This is a genomic window from Flavobacteriales bacterium (assembly GCA_025210295.1).
In the GTDB taxonomy this organism is placed as follows: domain Bacteria; phylum Bacteroidota; class Bacteroidia; order Flavobacteriales_D; family Parvicellaceae; genus S010-51.
Genome location: JAOASC010000033.1, coordinates 58,083 through 76,991, shown reverse-complemented (window position 1 = coordinate 76,991; position 18,909 = coordinate 58,083). Strand labels below are relative to the sequence as shown.

Sequence of the window (18,909 nt, the reverse complement as noted above, 5' to 3'; positions counted from 1 at the left end):
GAATCGGACAATTAATTTGTAAGGTTTTAGGTCTATTTACGTCTTCTAAAGTAGCCTTAATAAAAATATATGAAACCAATACTTTTTGTAGTTCTTTTTATTGCTACTTTTTCTTTATCCTTTGCTCAAGTCACCTCGAGTGAATTAAAAGGATCTGTTATGGATAATCAACAACAGGTAGTGCCAGGAGCACATGTTGCAGTTACTCATATTCCTACTGGGAGAAAACAACAAACAGTTACCAATACTGAAGGAAACTTTTTTGTTCCACAATTAAAACCAGGAGGTCCTTATACTATTACCATCAAATTTATAGGCTTTGCCGAATATTCATCCAATAATCTTTATTTAAAATTAGGGGAAACAGCTGTTTTAAATATTGTTATGGAAGAACAAGTAACAACACTTGATGGTGTTGATATTATTGGAAATAACAATGATTTATTTTCTAATAAAAGGAAAGGAACTGAAACCAATATCAGCGCCAGTGAAATTTCAAAACTCCCTACAATTAATAGAAGTTTACAAGACATGACGCGTAACTCTCCACAAGCAGCAGGAAACAGCTATGTAGGGAGCAACTATCGCTATAATAACCTTAGTATTGATGGGGTGGCTAATAACGATGCTTTTGGTTTTCAAGAACCAAGCGTAGGTGCTGGTGGATCAACCGCAGCAGGATCTCCTGGTGCATTGGCCCAAACACAACCTATAAGCCTAGATGCTGTAGCCGAAATACAAGTTGCCACTTCTCCTTATGATGTAAAATTGGGGAATTTTACTGGTGGTAGTCTAAATGTTGTAACCAAAAGCGGAACCAATAAACTAGGAGGAACAGTCTATGGTTTTTTACGAAATAATACGACTACTGGACGTGCTCCTTTTGAAACTAGAGAAAAAATAGAATCTTTCTATAACCTCCAATCTGGAGTAAGCGTTGGAGGAGCACTAAAAGAAAATAAACTCTTTTATTTCTTTAACGCAGAACTTGGTAGAAGTTCAAGACCTTTATTATTCGCCCCTGGAACAGAAGGGTCTGTATTTGAAGCCTCAGATATTGCTAACATTTCGGATACCTTAAAAAGTCGTTACGGATTTGACGCTGGAACTTATGGAGAAGCTAACCTAACAACCAATAACAACAAAGTATTTGCTAGGTTAGACTACAACATCAATGATAAAAACACCTTAATCATTAGACACAATTTGGTGGATGCAGCACATCAAAACCTGTCAAGATCTGGAACCATATTCAACTTCGGTTCACAAGGATTTACACACAACTCTACCACTAATAGTACCGTACTTGAATTAAAGTCACAATTAAAGGAAAACATTTTTAACAATCTAATTATAGGTCATAGTACTGTTAAAGATTTTAGAGATCCTTTTCAGGAATTATTTCCACACCTCGAAATCACATACAAGTCTGCCGGGCAAATATTTATTGGATCATATAGAGAAGCCTCTATTTTTCAAATGAACCAACGTTCTTATGAGTTAAGTGACCACCTTTCTATTTATAAAAATAAGCATAAAATCACATTGGGAACTCACAATGAATTCTACCAGTTTAAATATCATTTTGTAACGCCATATACTGGGAGGTGGGCCTATGCAAGTCTAGCAGACTTTTACAACAATACACCTAGCAGAATAAGAGGAACCTATCATTTAACGAATGATTCTTATGAATACAATTATAACAGACCCTCGGCTGATTTTCCTGTGTTACTCTCCTCTTTTTATCTACAAGATGAATTCAGTATCACTAAACGCTTTAACCTTAGTTATGGCGCACGTTTGGAAGGAAATATCTTCTTAAACGACCAAAACGTTGCTGAAGATGTCGCTAATCATCCAGTTTTTGGACAGTATACGGGAGGTGTTCAACCGCGGTTTATTCTTGCTCCTCGATTAGGATTTAATTATGAGCTCAACAAAGAAAACACCTTACGACTTCGAGGAGGGAGTGGTATATTTGCAGGAAGAATGCCATTTGCCTGGGGAGCATATTCTTACATTTATAATGGGGCACAATTTGGTTCTGTAGATGTTAGACCATCTAATTCGGTTAACTTAATTACAGAGGATTATTCACAATTGGCTACCCTACAAAGCAACAAAAGAGAAATAAACCTCATCGATCCAGATTTTAAATTACCTAGGGTGTGGAGAAGCAGTTTAGCCTTGGATGCAAAAGTAACTCCGAAAACTATTTTTACGCTCGAAGGTGTTTTTACGAAAACCATCTACGATATCTTTTTTCAAAATGCTAATCTCAATGAAAACACCGTTCAAATTACTGGTGCTGGAAATGACAATAGACCAATTAATATTGGCAGTGGAGATGCTCAACGAATAGACTCCAACTATGCGAATGTTTTTTTACTCACCAATACACAGCTCGGGTATAAATATTCCATATCTGCGACAATTCAACAAAAGCTAGGAAAAAACTTTTCTTCAATGATAGCATATACCAATGGACTGTCCAAAGACCTAATGAATGGTGTACGTGTCTCTGCACAAGCTAACTGGAATTGGAATCAAACAATCGAAGCTAATAATCCAAAATTAAGTTATTCAAACTTCGATATTAGGCATCGAATTGTTGGGAATTTATCGTACCAACATAAAATAAAAGACAAACACACCACTACTTTCGGTGCTTTCTTTTTAGCCAGTTCAGGTTCTCCTTTTTCTTATGTTTATTCTGGTGATATAAACAGAGATGCTTCTTCTAAAAACGACTTGATATATGTCCCTAATGACGCTTCAGAAATTAATCTAATAGCTATTACTGATGGAAATGGAAACATTACCGTTAGCGCTCAAGAGCAATGGGAACAATTAGATGCTTATATCAAGAATGACGACTACCTCAATCAACAAAGAGGTCGATATACTGAAAGAAATGGAGGAAGAACACCTTGGAATACACAGTTAGACATCCATATCGGTCAAGAATTTGTTTATCGTAAGAATAAAACAGACCATAAGTTTGAATTAACAGCTGATATCTTTAATGTCTTGAATTTATTCAACTATAAATGGGGAAGGCAATATTATGTCCCTAATACCACAAATGCTGGATATGCGCTAATAAAAGGGAAAACAAGCGCAGACGGAACAACGACTACTTATCAATTTTTTAACCCTACAAGCGAACCATGGCAAATCGATGGTATTGCTTCTAGATTACAAATGCAAATAGGATTTCGTTATACATTTTTGTAAATTTATAAGACGATTTGAATAGAGAATAGAGAATAGAGAATAGAGAATAGAGAAGAGAGAAGAGAGAAGAGAGAATAGAGAAGAGAGAAGAGAGAAGAGAGAAGAGAACAAGGAATAGAGAATGAAAACTTATTTTGTACATCATACATTGTATAATCAGTTCGAGTGCCGACTTTGGAGGTGTATCGAGAACGAGACGGATAAAAACCAATTAAGAATATAAAGCCAACAACCATGAACAAAATACACGAAGAAGTATCTGAATATTACGGAACAGAATTACAAAGTACAGAAGATTTAAAAACAAATGCTTGTTGTACAATTTCTAAACCTCCACAACACATTGCAGAGGCATTAAGTCTAATTTCTGACGAAGTGGTGGCTAAATATTATGGCTGCGGATTAACCATCCCAAGTGCTGTAGAAGGATTACGAATTTTAGATTTAGGTTCAGGTTCAGGAAGAGATTGTTTTATTGCCAGCAAATTAGTTGGAGAAAATGGCTATGTTATAGGTGTCGACATGACTGATGAACAGCTAGCTGTAGCGAATAACAATATAGAATATCATAGAGAAAAATTTGGTTATCAAAAATCGAATGTAGAGTTTATTAAAGGAAATATTGAGAACCTTGGAGAGTTGGACCTTGAAGAAGGATCTTTTGATTTAATTATCTCCAACTGTGTTTTAAACTTGGTAAATGACAAGCAAAAGGTTTTAAATGACGCTTATAAGTTATTGAAAGAAGGAGGAGAAATGTATTTTTCTGATGTATATACCAATAGAAGAGTTCCTATGCACCTACAAAACGATCGTGTCTTGTGGGGGGAGTGTTTAAGTGGCGCTTTATACTGGAATGACTTTTTAAACTATGCAAAAAAAGCTGGTTTTACCGACCCACGTGTGATCGATGACAAACCCGTAACCATAGACAATGAAGAGTTAGAAAACCGAGTAGGAAATCTAGAATTTTATTCTGTAACTTATCGTTTATGGAAAATTAATGGTTTAGAATCAGACTGTGAAGATTATGGCCAAGCCGTAGCATATAAAGGAGGAATCCCAGAAGATGAAACAGGTTTTGCCTTGGATAATCACCACTACTTCGAAAAAGGAAAGATCGAATCTGTTTGTGGAAATACTTACAACATGTTGCACCAAACAAGGTTTAACCAATATTTTGATTTTTACGGATCTTTCGAAACACACTATGGAATCTATAAAGGTTGTGGAGGAAACATGCCATACACTACCGCTAATGATAGCTCTGAAGAAGATTGTGGTTGTTAAACAATTTCTATTATAATTAAAAAAGGCTTCTAATGTAGAAGCCTTTTCTTTTATTGTTTAATGTAAATACTGTTGTTTAATTTCATTTTCCAAACACCATCTTCCTGATAAGGCTCTTTTTGGATTGCATATTGACTAGAAATTCCCATTAAACTAATTTCTATAACATGCCCTTCAATTTTAACTGAACCACCAGTAACATTAGAATTGCTCTGTTCGAAATTTCCACCTCCGTTGTTAAAAATTTGTAGCCAAGTCCCATCATTAGTGACCCATTTTCCCGCATATACTTTTTGCGCTTCAGTTAACGGAGTTTTGTTGACACAACTTGTTAAAAATAATGTTAATCCAAGGATTAGTAATGTGATGTTTTTTTTCATTTTGATTGTTTATTATATTTATTTAAAAGACGTTCAATTCTTATTGGGTAATAGTTTTGAGCATTTATAAAACGAGATGATTTTTTACTTAAAAATGCACCTTTATGATTATTAAAATCTTTTGTTTTATATTGTATTACTTCATCATTTTTTATAACGATTTTATTCCAGTTCCATTTATCAATTATAATTTCCGGAGATTCAAAAATAGGGTGTAAGACTAAAGAATATTGATTATTTATCAAATAAATAATTCTATGTGTTACAGTTTTTGATTTTGAAATTGTATCAAAACTAGTATAATCTAAGTGTCTTGTTTCAATAATTTTTTTTATTTCATTATTTAAATAGCATATAGTTGTAGGGTACTGTACAATAGTAGAATCTATTTCACAATTTATAGGTAGCTTATATTCTATCTCTTTAGCAAGTTTTATTATACTATCTAAAGATAATTCTGCATCAATTTTTATATTTTTATCACTTTGATTTATAATCCAAAAAGGGCCGTTAACTTTCTTTAATTTAACTTTGTCTTTTTTAGAGTACTTTTTTAGATCGGAATCACTATTTACTAGAATATATTTTAGGGTATATTTACTTTCAATCTCCTCACCCATTTCATTAAATTTAAATGGTATTAACCTTAAAGGCTTCTCTTTAATTTCAAAATTAATATCTTCAATCAGATTGTGTAAAATATAAATGTCTTTGTATATTAATTCTCCATTTTTACATGAAATACTTTTTGGTTCAGTAATTAAAATGTTACTAAAGTAAAATGAAGAATCAACTTTAATTTCTTTCTCTAATTGTATTAAATCTTCTCCATTATAGGAATAATTTTCTTTTTGATTGTTACAACTAAGTAGTAAAAAAAGAATAAAGTAAATTTTAATATGGTTTAATCTCATTCTAATTTCTAAGGGTCCACTTACGAAGTTAGTTAATAAATCTAAAGTATCTATTTTAAGAACATATTTACTTACCTTTAACCTAACCAAATTCAAAACCGTTGAAAATAACCAATACTTTTACTGAACAACTACCTGGAGAAAAAAATACTGAAAATTATTCTCGTCAAGTTCACCATGCTTGTTATTCTTTTGTCCATCCTAAACCACCTGTTAAGCCAGAATTAATCCATCATAGCAAAGAAGTATTACAATCTGTAGGTCTAGAAAATAGCTCTACAGCTGAGCTAACAGAATTTTTAAGTGGCGCAACTATTCTAGCAGCATCTAAACCTTTTGCGATGTGTTATGGTGGGCATCAATTTGGACAATGGGCAGGACAATTAGGAGACGGAAGAGCAATCAATATTGCTGAGATAGAGCATCAAACTAATAAATTAACGATACAACTAAAAGGAGCTGGTCCTACTCCTTATTCACGAGGAGCAGATGGATTTGCTGTACTCCGTTCATCTATAAGGGAATACCTTTGTAGTGAAGCAATGCATCACTTAGGAATCCCCACTACACGAGCATTATCTTTAGCTTTATCAGGCGATAAAGTGGTACGAGATATGTTATATGACGGTAATCCAAAAGAAGAATTAGGAGCAATAGTAGCTCGAGTAGCCCCTTCTTTTGTTCGTTTTGGAAGTTTTGAAATCTTTGCTGCTAGAAGAGACAAAGAAACGCTCAAAAAACTAACAGATTTTGTGATACAAGAACACTATTCGCATTTGGGAAAGCCATCAAAAGCAACTTATTTAGCATTCTTTAAAGCGGTAGTAAACCGTACTAAAACCTTAATATTACATTGGCAACGTGTTGGTTTTGTACATGGCGTAATGAATACAGATAACCTCTCTATTTTAGGGCTTACCATTGATTATGGGCCTTATGGTTGGTTAGAAGATTTCAACCCGAATTGGACCCCCAATACTACCGATAAAGACCTACGTAGATATCGATTTGGAAATCAATACCCTATCGCGCTTTGGAATCTGACTCAATTGGCTAATGCTTTATATCCTTTAATAGAGGATGTAGATGCTTTAAAAAAGATCCTTAGAACGTTTAAGATCGAATTTCAAGAAGCGTATTCTATAATGATGTTGTCCAAACTTGGAATAGCTAACCAAGAGGATACCGATGGAGCATTAATTGAAGAATTACAGCAACTGTTAGAAGAAAGTGCTATTGATATGACCTTGTTTTTTAGAAACCTTAATCGTTTCGATCAAGAACATATAGCGTCACATCTTTCCGTAATTGAGAACGATAGTTACCTCACCAAAGAACTTTTTGAAACACATCAAAATAAATGGAAAAACTGGTTATCAAAATATGCTAAAAGGATTCGCAACATCAATGAAGACAGTAGAATAGAACGTATCAATTCGACTAATCCAAAATATGTTTTAAGAAACTACATGGCGCAATTGGCAATTGAGGCTGCCGAAAAAGGAAACTATGATTTAATTAATGAATTGTTTGAATTATTAAAACAACCTTATGCTGAGCAACCAGAACATGAAAAATGGTTTGCCAAACGACCAAAATGGGCAGATGAAAAAATAGGTTGTTCAATGCTTTCATGTAGTTCATAATTGTCAGGAATAAATAATTTGTTGACTAATCAATAACATTTTTATCCACTAAATATCATTCATTATGCAAGCCATTTGGAATAATACAGTAATCGCAGAAAGTAATCAAACCATTAATATTGAGGGCAACCAATATTTTCCAGCAGATGCTATCAAACAAGAATTTTTTATCAAAAGTGATTTACATTCTACTTGTCATTGGAAAGGAGAAGCTTCTTATTATCATATCGTTGTAGATGGTAAAACCAATGAAAATGCTGCTTGGTATTATCCTAAAACCTCACAATTGGCGAAGTCTATTGAAGGTTATGTCGCTTTTTGGAGAGGTGTGGAGGTTCAATAAGTATCAACAATTAAACGTTTCAAACATTTTTTCAACACCCACTATTGCCTCTAAAAAATAGTCTACATTTGTACATCAATTCGTTAAGAACATGGATTTTAAATCAAAATTGTTGAATGATGCTGTAGAACAAATGGCTTCTTTACCTGGTGTAGGTAAAAGAACCGCGCTTCGTTTGGTTTTGCATTTACTCAATCAAAGTAAAGAAGAAGTTCAGCAATTTTCCGATTCTTTTTCTAAACTGCGAAATGAAATAAATTTTTGTAAACAATGTTTTAACATTTCCGATTCAGAACTTTGTCATATATGCTCCAATGAAACCAGAGATAAAGGGTTAATTTGTGTAGTACAAGATATTCGAGATATTTTAGCTATAGAATCGACACAACAATATCGCGGTTATTATCACGTCTTAGGTGGAATAATATCTCCTATGGATGGAATAGGTCCAGACGATTTAAACATTGAAGAATTAGTAGCTAGAGCCCTTCAAGAGGAAGTAAAAGAAGTCATCTTGGCATTAAGTGCCACTATGGAAGGAGATACGACCAATTTTTATTTGTTTAGAAAATTGAGTGAAGCTAATGTAAAAGTAAGTGTTATCGCTCGTGGAATAGGAATAGGAAATGAATTAGAATATACTGATGAAATTACATTGGGCCGTTCGATATTGCACCGCTCTTTATTTGAAAGCAGCCTCTCGAAATAAAACTCCATCAACAACTATTTTATTTTTTTGTGTAACAAAATGAAAGCTTTATCGTCTTACCATCAAATCGTACGAGAAAAACTGAACAATTTTTTAAAACAAACGATATGAAAACTAAATACTTTTTAACGGCCATTATGAGTTTTATACTCATTTCATTCTTGGCTCAAACAGATACAACAAATTCACCTCAGCCTGCTGATACTTCAAAAATCATGTTGGGAAAAACCAAAATCATCATCATTTCAGATAATGAAGAAGACTTTTTAGACTCTTTAGATATCGATAAAGCAGACGAGGAAGAAGATGATGAGTGGGCAATGGTTGGAACTTTCCACATTGGAGCAAATGGTTATTTACACAATAATCAAATTGGGTTACCCTCTCCATATCAAGCTATGGAATTGGATTATAGCCGTTCAAAATCTCTAGGATTTGACTTTATGCTTAGAGGGCTAGATTTATTTAATAAACGTGTTTATTTTTCGCCAGGAATTGGATTAGATTGGAATAAATACCACTTTAAAGATAAACAACAAATGCTTTCTACTCAAAACGACACCGTACTGTTTGTGGTAGACAGTTCTGTAACCTACGATAAGTATAAATTAAGAACAACCTACTTACAGGTGCCCGTACTATTAGGATTTAGATTAGGAAACTTAGATAAAAAAGTGGTAAATGTACAAGTAGGAGCTATTGCTGGTTATAATATTGGTGCATTAACAAAATCTAAATATGCTGTTGATGGAACCAAGTATAAAAATAAAGTAAGGGATGATTACAATGTTAATCCTTTTAAGCTGGATGCTGTTGCAAGAGTCTCTTTTGGAGATATTGGGTTATTTGGCCGTTACTCATTTACTTCATTATTTGAAGATAATAAGGCACCAACGCTTACACCTTTTACTGTAGGTTTAACCTTTGGAAGTTTATAAAATTAAAAGCATAAAAAAAGCCAATCTTATTGAAGATTGGCTTTTTTATTTTAGTGCTTTAATTAACAAAATTCATCAAAAGCAGCGGTGATATTTTCCGCAATCATTTCTGCAGAAACCCCTTCAATATGATGTCTTTCAACAAAATGAACTAATTGACCGTCTTTAAATAAGGCCATACTTGGCGACGATGGAGGATAAGGTAAACAGTACTTTCTTACTTGGTTTACAGCCTCACCATCAACACCAGCAAATACTGTAATAAAGTTATCTGGTGTTTTAGCATTTTCTTTAGCCATTTTAGCTGCAGGACGTGCATTTGATGCTGCACAACCACAAACAGAGTTAATCACTACAAAAGTAGTTCCTTCTCCATTTAAATACTGATCAACAGTATCGGTTGTTGTTACATCTTCATATCCAGAGTTTACTAACTCTGCTTTCATTGGGGCTACTAATTCTGGTGGATACATATTCTATTTCTTTAATTTTTAAATTTACGCTTTACAAAAATAGCGATTTTAGAATCATTCTAAAGAGCTTCATTTGTTAATTTAATGAAATTCTTTATTTTTCTTCAAAACTGTTCTAGTTCAAATTAAGAACAATTGTCCATTATACTATGTAAACGAAAAGGATGCTTGATTAAAAAGGGACTTTAAACAACTTCATTGGTAATAGTCAAGATAAAAAACTATTTTTGCAGCTACGATTTTTTTAAAATAAGAATATGAAAGTTTCATTCAATTGGCTTAAACAATATATTTCTACAGATTTAGATGCTGTTACTGTTGCTGAAATCCTAACAGATACAGGGCTGGAAGTCGAAAAAACAGCTGACCATGTTAGTATAAAAGGAGGGCTTGAGGGCTTAGTTATTGGTGAAGTATTAACCAAAGAAAAGCATCCAGGAGCTGATCGTTTAAATGTAACCACAGTAAATGTAGGGGGAGAACCACAACAAATTGTTTGTGGAGCACCCAATGTAGCTGTAGGACAAAAGGTTGTTGTTGCAGTACCTGGAACAACTTTATATACAGCAGAAGGGGAAGCTTTTAAAATTAAAAAATCAAAGATTAGAGGAGTAGAATCGCTGGGGATGATTTGTGGGCCAGACGAAATAGGTTTTGGAGGAGCACACGAAGGGATTATGGTGTTAGACAATGATGCTGTGCCTGGAACTCCAGCTCCAGAATATTTTAAAATTGAAAAAGATACGCAAATAGAGATTGGTTTAACACCCAACAGGGCTGATGCAATGGGGCATATTGGAGTTGCAAGAGACATATTAGCCGCTTTTAAATTTAAAGGTATTGCAACAAAAGATACTGAATTGAATTGGCCTGATGTTTCTAATTTCAAAATTCAAAACAACAATTTACCCATCGAAGTTCAAGTTGAAAATACTGAAGCTTGTCCACGTTATTGTGGTGTTTCGATTAGTGGTGTTAAAATAGAAGAATCTCCAGAGTGGTTGCAAAACCGTTTAAAAGCTATTGACTTGGCTCCTATTAATAATGTTGTAGACATCACCAACTTTGTTTTACATGAATATGGGCAACCATTACACGCTTTCGACGCAGATAAAATTGAAGGAAAAAAAGTTGTGGTAAAAACATTAGCTGCTGATACTCAATTTACAACATTAGATGAAAACGAACGTGCCCTACACCAAGATGATTTAATGATCAATAACGCTAAAGAGGGGATGTGTATTGCAGGTGTTTTTGGTGGACTAAAATCTGGTATTACAGAAGAAACAACGAATGTGTTTTTAGAAAGTGCCTACTTTAACCCTGTAAGTGTTCGAAAAACAGCAAAAAGACATGGTTTAAATACAGATGCTTCTTTCCGTTTTGAAAGAGGAATCGATCCTAATCTTACTGTTGAAGCGTTAAAAAGAGCAGCTTTATTGATTCAAGAAATTGCTGGAGGTACTATTGCTTCTGAAATTACAGACATCTACCCTAACCCAATTGAAAATTTTAAATTCTCCGTAAATAAAGATCGAATTTCAACGTTATGTGGCGTTGATTTTAAGGAAAATGAGATTGAGGCTATTTTATCGTATTTAGAGATTAAAGTTATGGCTTCAAATGGGGCAACTTTAGATTTAGAAGTACCAGCCTACAGAGTAGATGTACAACGTGAAGCTGATATTGCTGAGGAAGTCTTAAGAATTTATGGGTTTAACAATGTTCCTATTCCTGAAAAACTAAATACTTCATTATCCTACCGACCACAATTAGATAAAGAAAAGCACCAAAACTACATTTCTGATTGGTTATCAAGTGTTGGTTATTTTGAAGCCATGTCCAATTCTTTAACAAAATCCGATTATGTTGCTGTAGCTAAAAGTGACAACATTAAAGAAGAGTTTTCTGTTAAAATGCTTAATCCGTTAAGTTCTGAATTGGATGTCATGCGCCAAACACTTTTATTTAACGGTCTAGAAGCTGTTCGTTTAAACCAAAATCACGGTTCTGAGAATGTAAAACTCTTTGAATTTGGTAAGGTATATCAAAAGTTTGAAAGTGGATTTAACGAAGAGCAGCATTTATCAATTATTATTAGTGGAAACGTTCAGGAAGAGGTTTGGAATGGAAATAATGAGAAAGTAAGTTTCTACAATATTAAAGGGATAACCGAAGGGTTATTAAACCGCTTAGGTATTTTTAAGAATGGCAACACTACTGCTACAGATAACCCTTTATTAGAAGATGGTTTAACCTATAAAATTGCGAAGAAAAAAGTAGCTGATATTGGTTGGATTAGAAAAGACATTAAAAGCCATTTTGGGTTAAGAAACGATGTATTTGTGGCCTTAATTAATTGGGATGTTGTTTTAAGCTTAATTGTAATGAATAAGGTTAAGTTTAAAGAACTGACTAAATTCCCAGCAGTTAAAAGAGACTTGTCTTTATTATTAGACGATAATATTACTTTTGAAGAAATTGAAACAATAGCTAAAAAATGTGATCGTAAGTTATTAAAAGAGGTTTCTCTATTTGATGTTTACAAGGGGAAAAACATGGAAAAAGGGAAAAAATCTTATGCTGTTCGTTTTAAATTACAAGACGAAAATAAAACCTTAAAAGATAAGGAAATCGACAAGGTTATGCACAAAATACAAGCATCAATCATTGATCAATTAAATGCAGAATTAAGATAAGTTTTCGATTATGATAGGGAGGTTTAAAAATTGGACGGGAACATATATTTATGGTTACTTATTTGTTAAAATAGGTATTAATACTTTTTATAGAAAGCATGAAGCCCATAAAATAGAAACTGTACCCTATGGTGAAAAACCTATTTTGTTTGCAACCAATCATCAAAACGCGTTCTTAGATCCAATTCTAACAACTGTTTCTGGAAAGCATAATACGTACTATCTAACACGTGCCGATATTTTCCAAAAACCATTTTTAAATTGGTTATTTCGTAGCATCTACATGTTGCCTATTTATCGTCAACGTGATGGAGGAAATACAGTAGAAAGAAACCAACCAACATTCAATGAATGTTATGACTTACTGAAAAAGAATAACATCATTATCATCTATCCAGAAGGAAACCATAATGGTCAAAAATCGTTACGTCCCTTAAAAAAGGGGTTAGTAAGAATCGGTTATGGTGCTGATGATAAATACAATAACGAATTAGACATTCACATCATTCCTGTAGGACTAAATTATAGTGTTTATGATGGTTTTCAATCTGAGTTTTTAATCAATTTTGGAGAACCTATTCGATTAAACGATTATAACGACCTGCGTGCTGAAAATGAAAACAAAGCCATTGATACCATCATGGCTGAAGTTCGAAAAGGAATGAGCAAAGAAATGCTAGATGTTCGTAAAATGGACTACTACGAAGCAATTCATGAAATGTTATTCTTATTTCCTGAACAGATTAATCATGCAGCCAATGAATCGGGAGACACCCTATACTCTAAGTTTAAAGCTCAAAAGCAGTTTATTGCCAAGATAGAAGATACAATAGAAAAAGATTCTTCTGTTGCAGAACAACTCAACCAAAAAGCAAAATCTGTAATCGATTATACAAAAGAAAAAGGATTAAAATATTGGTTATTTAATCAAGAAAAATACAGTTTTGGAGGGATCTTTTTAGCTGTATTGGGTTTAATTATTGGACTTCCTTTCCACATTTATGGAATGTTAAACAATTACATTCCCTATAAAATTCCTGTTTGGTTTGTCAATTCAAAAATTAAAGACAAAACATTTCATGGGTCATTTAAAATGGCCTTTGGCGTGCTCTTTTTTAAGCTTTTTTGGACCTTTCAAACCGTTATTGTTGCTTGGTTAACTGACGATTATATTTGGGTTTTGTATTTAGCAACCCTACCTATTTCAGCCATCTTTAGCTGGAACTACTGGAAAATCTTCTTAAAAACTAGAGGGAAAATCAGGTATAATGCTTTAAGTAAAACGCCTGAATTTAAAACGGTAAAGGAAAACAGGGCATATTTACTAGATTTGATATAATTCTTTGATCGTATTTAAAAGGTTACGGTTGGTTTAATCTGTTCTTTATTTTTCTATAAATCAAAATACTTCCCAAAGATAAAAGGGTTAATAAAAAGAGAAATAGCGTACCATAAATGATCAAGCCCATCCATAGGATAACGTTATGTTCATCTGGTAGATAAGTAGTCAAAATTTTCTCAGCAGAAAAAAATAAAACAGTACTTAAGATCATAAAACTTAAGAAATGAATCCAGATTATTTTTTTAGTGCTCATTATTATCTTTTGTTTTTAGGTTGTCAAGGCTTCCTAATGCTGTTGCTCCTGAAGATGTATCAATTGTGTTATCAGAGCCGTCAATAAATATAACTTCTCTAGACATTTTTCGTTGGTCTTCATTCTTACAGGAAAACAAACTCCCAAAAAATAGAAATAATAAAATTGGTTTGAACATTTCTATCGCTTAGCCAGTACCTCAGTGACATTATCAAAACTGATATAATAATCATCTTTAGTAAGGTGCGTTACATCGGCTTGAGAGTTGTACCCTCTCATTACTAATTGTCCAAATTTATCGTGAATTTCGTATGCTGTAGTATTAGAGAAAATGACCTTTTTATTTTTTTTATTGTAGACAAAATTAAGTTTGGGGCTATCCGATACAATCGTTACTGTTTTGGTTTTTCTAAAGCGTTGTTCATCGATTTTTTGCACCACTCTAAACTTATTTTCACCATATACAAAATCGACCTGATAGGTATAAGTATTCAATTTAGCCTCACCTGTTCCCTTTACTTCTCCTACATCTACCCATTTATTCCATTTATATTGTTGTATATAATAAGGTAAAACGCCATGTTCATCTGTTGTTTCCCAGGTTAATATTCCTTCTTCAGAGATGGCAATGCTCTTAGAATTAAATGTTGGTTTAGCTTGAAGAGCCTGAGGGTTTAGGACCTTAGGAACGCAGCCTTTTTTATGCTTAATTTCTATCGTTACAGGATCATTAATTTCCAAGTTAAAAACCGATAAATCAACTTCATAAGCTCTTGTGTTCACCTCATCTGTAACCAAATTGTCATTAACCCGAACTTCAAAAGAACAAAACCCTATCCCGTTTGCTGTGGGACTATTGGCAACGAAAATATTCCTACTTTGGTATTTTCCTTCCAAAATAATCACTTCTTGACCACGCATTAAATGCGTAACAAACAAAGTCAATATGATCAATATTATTCGAATGTTATTCATAATTAGGCCACAAAACACCTAGACCAAAGTTAAAAATAAATACGATTTTTTAATTAACTTGTTGCTCTACAATCACTTAAAATGACAAAAATCATTTTTTTAAGGTTTAACTTTAATGATTTTTATTTAAAAACTGTTTTGTAAGCGGTATTAGCAACTATTTTTTCCTTAGAAAAATAGTCAGGATGGTACTTCCCTTCAATGTATAAGTTAAACTGATCCAAATAGTGAATACTCTCACTTAAACCAACATTTCCGGTTGGTAAAATAGAAAAGGAATTGTCCCAATCTCCTGCTGTATATACTTGTCGGTGTGATGCCCCATTCTTAACTACCCCATTTTCGTTATAACTATAAAAATAAGGAGATACAGTATGAAAACTTCCTCCAACAGGAACTGTTTTAGAATTATAATTAAAGATCAAATCTAACGCCTTTACTTTCCCTAATGGGTGTTGAATAGTAAGCTGATGTTGATTTCCCCATTTCCATTGTGCTACATTTTCGCCATAGGCACTTTTAATCGATTCTAAAGCCTTTTGATAAGCATGAAGTACACAATCATCAAATGATTCTTTTGGTGTTGTATGAATATCATCAAAAAGAGCGAGTGTATGATTATTAGAAAGCTTATGAACCATAATAGGTGTAATCGCACCATTTGATGAAAACTGAACATATAAATCTTCTCCTAGCTCATCTTGGATAACCGTTTTTAAAAATGCCATACAAAAGTTTTCAAAAACCAAAGCTTCGGGGCTATCAGATACCAAATTATAATCCCATGTTTTTAAAAGGCCTAAAACTTCCAATTCAAATGCTGAAAGGTCTTTTTGGGATAAAGCAGCAATGATTTTTGGAATAAATTTTTCAGCAAAAGTAGATTGATAATCATTTTGTAAGTCTTTAAAATCAGTTATGGAAACTTTTTCCTTTTCCATTAAAAAATCACTAATACGCTCCATTCTATAGGGTGTACAAAACCAACGGTTAATATAGTATGGATAAGCATCATCTACCGTTTTATTATTGGCAGAAGCTACAAAATTAGTTTTAGGATTATATGAAACAGGCAAAGAATCGAACGGCACATAGCCTTTCCAATCATAGTCACCTACCCATCCAGGGGCAACAAAACTTCCTTTTCCCTTTTTTCTAATCGGAACACCTCCGCAAGTTTTAATTCCAATATTTCCTTTGGTATCAGCATAATTAACATTCTGACTCACCGCTCCAAATTCCTTCAATGCATTTGAAAAATCATCCCAATTATTCGCATGATTTAATTGCCAGATTCCTTTAACCTCGCTACTGTATAAATGAGAACCAACCCATTTCATAGAGATTGCTTTTTCATTTCCTAAGTCTGTCCAGTCAGAGATAATTGGACCACGGTGTGTATACCTTACATTAACAACCTTTTCTTTCCCTTTATATTTAATCACTTCTTCTTGAAAAGTAAGAGGAATTAAATCTTTATTGAATTCATACTTTGTAGTATCTGTAGAACTAACTTTTTCTTCATAAAAATCGATGTTGTCTACCCTAAGGTTCGTTAGCCCCCAAGCTATACTATCATTATGACCAGATATTACAAAAGGTTGCCCAGGTAAAAGGACTCCAGTAACATTCAGTTCATTTTCAACCACTTCATGAATTTGATACCAAATGCCTGGTAAGCCAAACTTTAAGTGCATATCATTAGCCAACATTGCCTGACCTGTTTGACTTTTTTGAGCAGATACAGCCCAATTATTACTTGCTGAAAAAACAGTTAAACCTAGCTCATCTATAATATTGGAATAATCCTCCAATACGTTGTACCAAGATAAAGCTGTAGTTTCTTGATACTTAAACTCTGGAAAAACCACAGCATTGGTATTCGCTTCTGGTAAAAATTCATGGGCTAAATCAGTCCCTAATTTTCTTTTGATTCGCTCTAATATGATTTCGGCTTTATAATTAGGAGTCAAATCCCAAGCAATATAGCCAATCAAATTCACAGAGTGGTTCATCTTCCACTCTTCTGGTTCATAGCCTAGAATAGCAAATTCTTGTGGAAGGTTTCCTTTATTATCTTGTATATAAAGGTTCACCCCATCTGCATAAGCCTGTAAGATCTGAAGTAGAGAGTCGCTAGAATTTTCAATAATTTCAGCTGACTTTTTATCCAACTGAAGCGAACGCATGAGTACATCAAATTTAATCGCTTTTTCACCAACAACCTCAGAAACCCTTCCCTGTGTAACTCTTCTCAATAAATCCATTTGCCATAATCGATCCTGAGCAGTTAAATAACCTACAGACTTATATAAATCCAACTCATTTTTAGCATAAACGTGTGGTACAGCAAAACGGTCTCGATACACCTCAACAGAATCTGTTAATGCCAATTCTACCGATAAATTATAGTCAGGTAAAGCTCTATTTTTTAAGTAACTACTATAAAAGAAAGCGGTAATAACTCCCAATACAGCAAGAATGAATAGAGAGACCCCTATTCTTTTTAAAATTTTCTTAAAGTTCACAGTTCAAAATTCTATTAAATAAATTCATTCCCAATATTCTTATTGGCTTTAATATCGTTTACAAACTGTTTTATTTTTTGTTCATTGCGTTTCTTACAAATTAGCAATGTCTGCTCACTTTCCACCACAATATAATCCATCAACCCTTCTATAACAACCAGTTTGTCATCAGGCATCATAATGATATTATCTTTACAATCGTATGTTAAGACTTTTTCTCCTACAACTGCATTTTTTCGTTCATCAAGATCAATATGTTCATATAAAGATCCCCAGGTTCCTAGGTCACTCCAGCCCAAATCTGCTAAAAGAACTAATACATTATTAGCTTTTTCCATGATACCAAAATCAATCGAAATACTCTTGCATTGTGGATAAACATCCTCTATAAACGCTTGTTCCTCTTGAGTATTAAATAAAGCTAAACCATTATTAAACAATACATGTATATCGTTTAAATGAGTTTCAAAAGCTTTTATAATACTCTTAGCAGACCAAATAAACATCCCAGAGTTCCAATAAAAATCTCCACTTTCGAGAAACTGTTTAGCCATATCTAATTTGGGCTTCTCCGTAAAGGTTTTTACTTTTTTAATTTCTGATGAGATACTCTTTTCTGCTTCACAAAACTGAATGTAACCATAACCTGTATCAGGTCTACTTGGCTTAATTCCTAATGTGATTAATAAATCATCTTGTTTGGATTGTTCCAACGCCAAATTAATTGAACGTTCAAACTCTTCCTGCTTTAAAATAAGGTGATCAGAAGGAGCTACAACAATGTTTGCTTCCGGATTTTTAGCATAGATTTTATAAGAAGCATAAGCAATACAAGGTGCCGTGTTTTTTCTGCTTGGCTCTAGTAGTATTTGTTCTTCTTTTAATGCTGGTAATTGTTCTTTTACCAAGTCTAGATAATCCTCATTTGTGACAATATAAACATTTTCAATAGCACAGATGTTTTCAAATCGTTCTACTGTCATTTGTAATAATGTTTTTCCTACCCCCAAGACATCGTGGAATTGTTTAGGAAAATTGGATTTACTCATTGGCCAAAAACGACTGCCAATACCTCCTGCCATTATTACTAAATAATTGTTCATATACCGCTATTTTCTATTTTTTTAACTTAAAATTTTGTCTTTATTCAACTAAGAAACTGACAGCTTTTAAGCCTCA

General features: G+C 33.4%; 14 protein-coding genes. 8 read left to right on the top strand and 6 right to left on the bottom strand.

Annotation, left to right across the window (positions count from 1 at the left end; all coding sequences use genetic code 11):
* Positions 1–69 precede the first annotated feature (69 nt).
* Positions 70–3,240: a carboxypeptidase regulatory-like domain-containing protein gene (locus N4A35_10485; GenBank protein ID MCT4581834.1), complete on the top strand. Its 3,171-nt coding sequence runs from the start codon at positions 70–72 to the stop codon at positions 3,238–3,240.
* Positions 3,241–3,474: 234 nt separating this feature from the next.
* Positions 3,475–4,530 carry a methyltransferase domain-containing protein gene (locus N4A35_10480; protein ID MCT4581833.1) on the top strand — a complete coding sequence of 352 codons (1,056 nt, stop codon included), beginning with the start codon at positions 3,475–3,477 and terminating at the stop codon, positions 4,528–4,530.
* A gap of 50 nt (positions 4,531–4,580) precedes the next feature.
* Here N4A35_10480 and N4A35_10475 read toward each other — a convergent pair whose 3' ends face one another.
* Positions 4,581–4,910, bottom strand: coding sequence for a hypothetical protein (locus tag N4A35_10475; protein ID MCT4581832.1), 330 nt, complete (start codon positions 4,908–4,910; stop codon positions 4,581–4,583).
* Positions 4,907–5,824 carry a hypothetical protein gene (locus tag N4A35_10470; protein MCT4581831.1) on the bottom strand — a complete coding sequence of 306 codons (918 nt, stop codon included), beginning with the start codon at positions 5,822–5,824 and terminating at the stop codon, positions 4,907–4,909. Before N4A35_10470 ends, N4A35_10475 begins: the two co-directional genes overlap by 4 nt.
* Before the next feature lie 101 nt (positions 5,825–5,925).
* On the opposite strand from N4A35_10470, the gene N4A35_10465 reads away from it, so the two are divergent.
* From N4A35_10465 to N4A35_10450, 4 genes are all read left to right on the top strand, one after another.
* Positions 5,926–7,470 carry a YdiU family protein gene (locus N4A35_10465; protein ID MCT4581830.1) on the top strand — a complete coding sequence of 515 codons (1,545 nt, stop codon included), beginning with the start codon at positions 5,926–5,928 and terminating at the stop codon, positions 7,468–7,470.
* A 64-nt stretch (positions 7,471–7,534) separates the two neighbouring features.
* Positions 7,535–7,813 carry a DUF427 domain-containing protein gene (locus tag N4A35_10460; GenBank protein MCT4581829.1) on the top strand — a complete coding sequence of 93 codons (279 nt, stop codon included), beginning with the start codon at positions 7,535–7,537 and terminating at the stop codon, positions 7,811–7,813.
* A 91-nt stretch (positions 7,814–7,904) separates the two neighbouring features.
* Positions 7,905–8,522, top strand: coding sequence for a recombination mediator RecR (recR, locus tag N4A35_10455; GenBank protein MCT4581828.1), 618 nt, complete (start codon positions 7,905–7,907; stop codon positions 8,520–8,522).
* A 107-nt stretch (positions 8,523–8,629) separates the two neighbouring features.
* The gene (locus tag N4A35_10450) at positions 8,630–9,460 is read left to right on the top strand and encodes a PorT family protein (GenBank protein ID MCT4581827.1); all 831 of its coding nucleotides are present in this window, start codon (positions 8,630–8,632) and stop codon (positions 9,458–9,460) included.
* A gap of 62 nt (positions 9,461–9,522) precedes the next feature.
* On the opposite strand, the gene N4A35_10445 is transcribed toward N4A35_10450, so the two are convergent.
* Positions 9,523–9,933 (bottom strand): BrxA/BrxB family bacilliredoxin, encoded by a 411-nt coding sequence (locus tag N4A35_10445; protein MCT4581826.1) that lies wholly within the window; start codon positions 9,931–9,933, stop codon positions 9,523–9,525.
* Positions 9,934–10,190: 257 nt separating this feature from the next.
* Here N4A35_10445 and pheT point away from each other — a divergent pair, with 257 nt between their 5' ends.
* Together pheT and N4A35_10435 are read left to right on the top strand one after the other, a co-directional pair.
* A complete protein-coding gene (gene pheT, locus N4A35_10440) occupies positions 10,191–12,632 on the top strand; it encodes a phenylalanine--tRNA ligase subunit beta (protein ID MCT4581825.1) in 2,442 nt (813 codons plus the stop codon).
* 10 nt (positions 12,633–12,642) lie between these two features.
* A complete protein-coding gene (locus N4A35_10435; protein MCT4581824.1) occupies positions 12,643–13,971 on the top strand; it encodes a 1-acyl-sn-glycerol-3-phosphate acyltransferase in 1,329 nt (442 codons plus the stop codon).
* 436 nt (positions 13,972–14,407) lie between these two features.
* Here N4A35_10435 and N4A35_10430 read toward each other — a convergent pair whose 3' ends face one another.
* The 3 genes from N4A35_10430 to N4A35_10420 all read right to left on the bottom strand — a co-directional run bounded on the left by N4A35_10430 (position 14,408) and on the right by N4A35_10420 (position 18,833).
* Positions 14,408–15,202, bottom strand: a complete 795-nt coding sequence (locus tag N4A35_10430; protein ID MCT4581823.1) for a hypothetical protein — start codon at positions 15,200–15,202, stop codon at positions 14,408–14,410.
* 122 nt (positions 15,203–15,324) lie between these two features.
* Positions 15,325–17,730 (bottom strand): penicillin acylase family protein, encoded by a 2,406-nt coding sequence (locus N4A35_10425; GenBank protein MCT4581822.1) that lies wholly within the window; start codon positions 17,728–17,730, stop codon positions 15,325–15,327.
* Positions 17,731–17,744: 14 nt separating this feature from the next.
* Positions 17,745–18,833: a mannose-1-phosphate guanylyltransferase gene (locus N4A35_10420; protein MCT4581821.1), complete on the bottom strand. Its 1,089-nt coding sequence runs from the start codon at positions 18,831–18,833 to the stop codon at positions 17,745–17,747.
* Between the last annotated feature and the right edge of the window lie 76 nt (positions 18,834–18,909).

Bases quoted from the DNA above. Each gene is read 5' to 3' on its own strand.
- N4A35_10460 (MCT4581829.1), top strand. From the start codon at position 7,535: ATGCAAGCCATTTGGAATAATACAGTAATCGCAGAAAGTAATCAAACC.
- N4A35_10470 (MCT4581831.1), bottom strand. From the start codon at position 5,824: ATGAGATTAAACCATATTAAAATTTACTTTATTCTTTTTTTACTACTT.
- pheT (MCT4581825.1), top strand. From the start codon at position 10,191: ATGAAAGTTTCATTCAATTGGCTTAAACAATATATTTCTACAGATTTA.
- N4A35_10475 (MCT4581832.1), bottom strand. From the start codon at position 4,910: ATGAAAAAAAACATCACATTACTAATCCTTGGATTAACATTATTTTTA.
- N4A35_10450 (MCT4581827.1), top strand. From the start codon at position 8,630: ATGAAAACTAAATACTTTTTAACGGCCATTATGAGTTTTATACTCATT.
- N4A35_10420 (MCT4581821.1), bottom strand. From the start codon at position 18,833: ATGAACAATTATTTAGTAATAATGGCAGGAGGTATTGGCAGTCGTTTT.
- N4A35_10480 (MCT4581833.1), top strand. From the start codon at position 3,475: ATGAACAAAATACACGAAGAAGTATCTGAATATTACGGAACAGAATTA.
- N4A35_10435 (MCT4581824.1), top strand. From the start codon at position 12,643: ATGATAGGGAGGTTTAAAAATTGGACGGGAACATATATTTATGGTTAC.
- recR (MCT4581828.1), top strand. From the start codon at position 7,905: ATGGATTTTAAATCAAAATTGTTGAATGATGCTGTAGAACAAATGGCT.
- N4A35_10445 (MCT4581826.1), bottom strand. From the start codon at position 9,933: ATGTATCCACCAGAATTAGTAGCCCCAATGAAAGCAGAGTTAGTAAAC.
- N4A35_10485 (MCT4581834.1), top strand. From the start codon at position 70: ATGAAACCAATACTTTTTGTAGTTCTTTTTATTGCTACTTTTTCTTTA.
- N4A35_10430 (MCT4581823.1), bottom strand. From the start codon at position 15,202: ATGAATAACATTCGAATAATATTGATCATATTGACTTTGTTTGTTACG.